This window comes from Phenylobacterium sp., assembly GCF_036402295.1.
Classification (GTDB): Bacteria; Pseudomonadota; Alphaproteobacteria; order Caulobacterales; family Caulobacteraceae; genus Phenylobacterium.
This window is the reverse complement of the sequence record NZ_DASWTE010000394.1, coordinates 1-3155: the sequence shown is the minus strand read 5'-3', so window position 1 is coordinate 3155 and position 3155 is coordinate 1. Positions and strand designations below refer to the sequence as shown.

The 3155-nt window shown below is 69.8% G+C and carries 5 protein-coding genes; 4 read left to right on the top strand and 1 reads right to left on the bottom strand.

The window, feature by feature from the left end; translation table 11 throughout:
• Nucleotides 1–55 precede the first annotated feature (55 nt).
• Genes VGD44_RS22955 through VGD44_RS22945 form a run of 3 tightly spaced genes read left to right on the top strand, consistent with a single transcriptional unit; the run spans nucleotide 56 to nucleotide 2453 of the window.
• Nucleotides 56–517, top strand: a complete 462-nt coding sequence (locus VGD44_RS22955) for a RidA family protein (RefSeq protein WP_331090710.1) — start codon at nucleotides 56–58, stop codon at nucleotides 515–517.
• Nucleotides 514–1293 (top strand): glycerophosphodiester phosphodiesterase, encoded by a 780-nt coding sequence (locus VGD44_RS22950; protein ID WP_331090709.1) that lies wholly within the window; start codon nucleotides 514–516, stop codon nucleotides 1291–1293. Before VGD44_RS22955 ends, VGD44_RS22950 begins: the two co-directional genes overlap by 4 nt.
• Nucleotides 1290–2453, top strand: a complete 1164-nt coding sequence (locus VGD44_RS22945; RefSeq protein WP_331090708.1) for a GNAT family N-acetyltransferase — start codon at nucleotides 1290–1292, stop codon at nucleotides 2451–2453. The genes VGD44_RS22950 and VGD44_RS22945 overlap by 4 nt, the downstream gene beginning before the upstream one ends.
• Before the next feature lie 63 nt (nucleotides 2454–2516).
• Here VGD44_RS22945 and VGD44_RS22940 read toward each other — a convergent pair whose 3' ends face one another.
• On the bottom strand, nucleotides 2517–2660 hold the full coding sequence (locus VGD44_RS22940) for a hypothetical protein (protein WP_331090707.1): 144 nt from the start codon (nucleotides 2658–2660) through the stop codon (nucleotides 2517–2519).
• 57 nt (nucleotides 2661–2717) lie between these two features.
• Between VGD44_RS22940 and VGD44_RS22935 the strand changes: the two genes are divergently transcribed.
• Nucleotides 2718–3155, top strand: a complete 438-nt coding sequence (locus VGD44_RS22935) for an HIT family protein (protein WP_331090706.1) — start codon at nucleotides 2718–2720, stop codon at nucleotides 3153–3155.

Here is a 3155-nt window from a genome sequence, read left to right as displayed (position 1 = left end):
CTTTTGCTTTGCGCGCCCCTTTTTCTTGGTGAGGGGGGGCGCTAGACGTTGGGCCATGTCAAAGGTCCAAGAGCGCCTGGCCGCCGCCGGCATCCAGCTTCCCACGCCCAACGCCCCGGTCGCCAACTACGTCCCCTTCGTCCGCGTGGGCGAGTTGGTCCACATCTCCGGCCAGGTCTCGGTCGACGCCTCGGGCGGGATCCGCGGCGTGGTGGGCGAGGACGTGGACTTCGACACCGCCGTCCGCGCCGCGCGCATCTGCGGGATCAACTTGCTGGCCCAGATGCGGGCCGCCTGCGATGGCGACCTCGACCGGGTGGTCCGGGTGGTGAAGCTGGGCGGCTTCGTCCAGGCGGGACCTGGCTTCTTCGACATCCCCAAGGTGGTGAACGGCTGCTCGGACCTGATGGTCGAGGCCCTCGGCGACGCGGGCCGCCACGCCCGCTCGGCCGTCGGCGTCTATCGCCTCCCCATGAACTTCGCGGTGGAGGTCGACGCGGTGGTGCAGGTCCGGTGAGGGCCCTCGCGGAGACGGGGGGCTTTGGCGAGGCCTGGGACCTCCTCTTCCATCCGCCGATCGCGCATCGGGGGCTGTGGAGCCCTGACGGCCCGCCGGAGAACTCGCTGGGCGCCTTCCAGGCCGCCTGCGCCGCCGGCTACGGCATCGAACTGGACGTCCAGCTCTCGGCCGACGGCGAGGCCATGGTCTTCCACGACGACAAGCTGAAGCGGATGACCGGCGTCGACCGCCGCGTCCGCGACCTCACCGTCGCCGAGCTCGCCGAGCTGCGCCTGGCCGGGTCGGACGAGAAGGTCCCGACCCTGCTCGAGGCGCTGGCGGTGATCGGCCACCGGGCGATGGTGCACGTCGAGCTGAAGACGCCGTACGGCGAGGTCGGGCCGCTCGAGCAGCGGGTGCACGAGGTGATCGCCGACCACAACGGACCGCTCTGCGTGATCGGCTTCAACCCCTACAGCCACGCCTGGTTCGCCGACCGCTATCCGGGCGTGCTACGGGGTCTCGACAGCTATTCCTACGACAAGGCCCCCAACATGGCGGACGACCAGCGGCGGGCCTTCGCCCGGCTGGAGCACGTGGCGATTGCGCGGCCGCACTTCCTGGCCCTCGGGCTGGACATGCTGCCCTGCGACCGCGCGGCCAGGCACCGGGCCGACGGCATGCCGATTGTGGCCTGGACGGTGCGCAAGCCCGAGCAGTGGGACGCGATCAAGGACGGTTGCGACAACCTGATCTTCGAGGGATTTGCCCCAAGTCAGGAAGCTCAGGCGTGAAGCTGACGCCGGCGGTGAAGGTTTCCCGCCGCATCGCCGAGATCGGCCGTGAGGCGTGGGACACCTGTGCCGACAACCCGGCCTACGACGCCAACCCCTTCATCCGCTTCGACTTCCTGCACGCGCTGGAGGAGGCGGGCTGCGCCGTCGAGCGCACGGGGTGGGGGCCGCAGCATCTCAGCGTCGAGGATGAGAACGGCCGGGTCGCGGCGGTGATGCCGCTCTATCTGAAGAGCCACAGCCAGGGCGAATATATCTTCGACCACGCCTGGGCCGACGCCTACGAGCGGGCGGGCGGGCGTTACTACCCGAAGCTCCTCTCGGCCGCGCCGTTCACGCCGGCGACCGGCGCGCGGTTGCTGGTGCGGCCGGACGTTGACCCCGACGAGGCGCGCAGCTACCTGCTCGGCGGCGGGCTGTCCCTCTGCGAGCGCTACGGCGCCTCGGGGCTCAACCTCAACTTCCTGACGGAGGCCGAGTGGGAGTGGGCCGGTCAGCAAGGGCTGGGCCGGCGCGAGGGCCAGCAGTACCACTGGGAGAACCGCGGCTACGCCGACTTCGAGGCCTTCCTGGGGGCGCTGTCGTCGGGCCGCCGCAAGACCATCCGGCGCGAGCGGCGCGAGGCGCAGGGCGCCGTCGAGATCGTCCGCCTGACGGGATCCGAACTCACCGAAGACCACTGGGACGCCTTCTTCCGGTTCTACATGGACACGGGCTCGCGCAAATGGGGGCGGCCATACCTCACGCGCCCCTTCTTCTCGCTGCTGGGCGAGCGGATGGCCGACCGGGTGCTGCTGGTCATGGCGAAGCGGGAAGGGCGCTGGATCGCCGGCGCGCTCAACCTGATCGGCGGCGACTGCCTCTACGGCCGCCACTGGGGCTGCGTCGAGGACGTGCCGTTCCTCCACTTCGAGCTCTGCTACTACCAGGCCATCCAGTGGGCCATCGACCACGGCCTGTCGCGCGTGGAGGCGGGCGCCCAGGGGCAGCACAAGATCGCCCGCGGCTACCTGCCCAAGCCGGTCTACTCCGCCCACTGGATCGCCGACCCGGCGCTGCGGGGCCCGGTCGAGCGCTTCCTGGCGCAGGAGCGGACGGCGGTGGACCAGGAGATGGAGTGGCTGGAGGAGGCCTTCTCGCCGTTCAGGGCTGGGGAGTAATACCGCTCATCCCAGTGAATGCCGGGATCCAGATCGAATGGCAGAAGCGTTGGTCGGATAAGCTCAGGACCGCGCGATCGCCACCCATTCGTCCAGCGCCTTGCCCGTGTCGCGCACGAGGCTGGCCTGGACCGAGGCGAACCACTTCTTCTGGCGCTCGGTCAGTCCCGGCGCTTCGCCCCGGGGCCCTGTTCCTGCAACGCCCATCGTTCCGCCCCCGACGCCGATTTGCTACGCAGGCTCCCGACACCTCGGGAGCACGCCATGAGCTTGGACGGGACCTACGACGCGGGCAACATCTTCGCCAAGATCCTGCGCGGCGAGATGCCGGCGGCGCGCGTGTTCGAGGACGAGCACGTCTACGCCTTCATGGACGTCTTCCCGCAGTCCAGGGGCCACACGCTGGTGATCCCGAAGCACTCCACGGCGCGCAACCTGCTGGACGAGGAGCCCGAACGGCTGGCCACTCTGATCCAGGGCGTGCAGCGGGTGACGAAGGCGGTGAGGGCGGCGCTGAAGCCGGATGGCATCGTGGTCACCCAGTTCAACGGCGCGCCGGCGGGCCAGACGATCTACCACCTGCATTTCCACATCATCCCGCGCTGGGAGGGCGTGCCGGTGGGCCGCCACGCCTCGGGCGGCATGGCCGACGCGGAAGAATTGAAGGCGCTGGCGGCGCAGATCGCGGCGAAGATCAGCTGA

Excerpts from the sequence above, each read along its gene's own strand:
- VGD44_RS22955 (WP_331090710.1), top strand. The coding sequence starts at position 56 with ATGTCAAAGGTCCAAGAGCGCCTGGCCGCCGCCGGCATCCAGCTTCCC.
- VGD44_RS22940 (WP_331090707.1), bottom strand. The coding sequence starts at position 2,660 with ATGGGCGTTGCAGGAACAGGGCCCCGGGGCGAAGCGCCGGGACTGACC.
- VGD44_RS22935 (WP_331090706.1), top strand. The coding sequence starts at position 2,718 with ATGAGCTTGGACGGGACCTACGACGCGGGCAACATCTTCGCCAAGATC.